Consider the following 729-nt stretch of genomic DNA (forward strand, 5'->3'; position numbering starts at 1 on the left):
TCAGCCAGTCGGTCCGCAACCGCCTGCTCGTCCTCGCGCTCGCCGCGGTGCTGGTACTGTACGGCGCCTTCACCGCGACCAAGCTGCCGGTCGACGTCTTTCCCGACCTCAACAGACCCACCGTCACGGTCATGACGGAGGCGGAAGGGTACGCCCCCCAGGAGGTCGAGCAACTCGTCACTTATCCCATCGAGACCCGGATGAACGGTCTCCCCGGCGTGACCCGCGTGCGCTCGGTCTCGGGCGTGGGCCTGTCCATCACCTACGTCGAGTTCGACTGGGGGACCGACATCTATCGGAACCGGCAGCAGGTCGCGGAGCGCCTGTCCCTCGTCCAGGACCAGCTGCCCCGCGGCGTCACCCCTGTGATGGGCCCTGTCTCCTCGATCATGGGCCAGATCCTGCTGGTGGCGGTCACCAGCGAGACCGCGACCCCCATGCAGGTGCGCGAGGTCGCCGACTTCACCATCCGGCCGCGCCTGCTGACCATTCCGGGCGTGGCGCAGGTCATCCCCATCGGCGGCGAGGTGCGCCAGTTCCGGGTCAGCCCCAACCCAGCGGCGATGCGCGCGCTCGGGGTGACCAATGCCCAGCTGGAGACGGCGCTGGCGCAGTTCGGCACCAACGCCGGCGGCGGCTTCACCGATCAGAACGCCCGCGAGTACCTGATCCGGAGCATCGGCCGGACCATGAGCCTCGACGACCTGCGCAACCTCGTGGTCGCGACGG

Annotated in this window: 1 protein-coding gene; it reads left to right on the forward strand. The window is 69.1% G+C overall.

Annotated elements, in window-relative coordinates:
- On the forward strand, positions 1-729 hold a 729-nt coding region (locus AX737_RS22345), incomplete at both ends, for an efflux RND transporter permease subunit (RefSeq protein ID WP_245293489.1).

The sequence above is a fragment of the Methylobacterium sp. CCH5-D2 genome (assembly GCF_001556475.1).
Classification (GTDB): domain Bacteria; phylum Pseudomonadota; class Alphaproteobacteria; order Rhizobiales; family Beijerinckiaceae; genus Methylobacterium; species Methylobacterium hispanicum.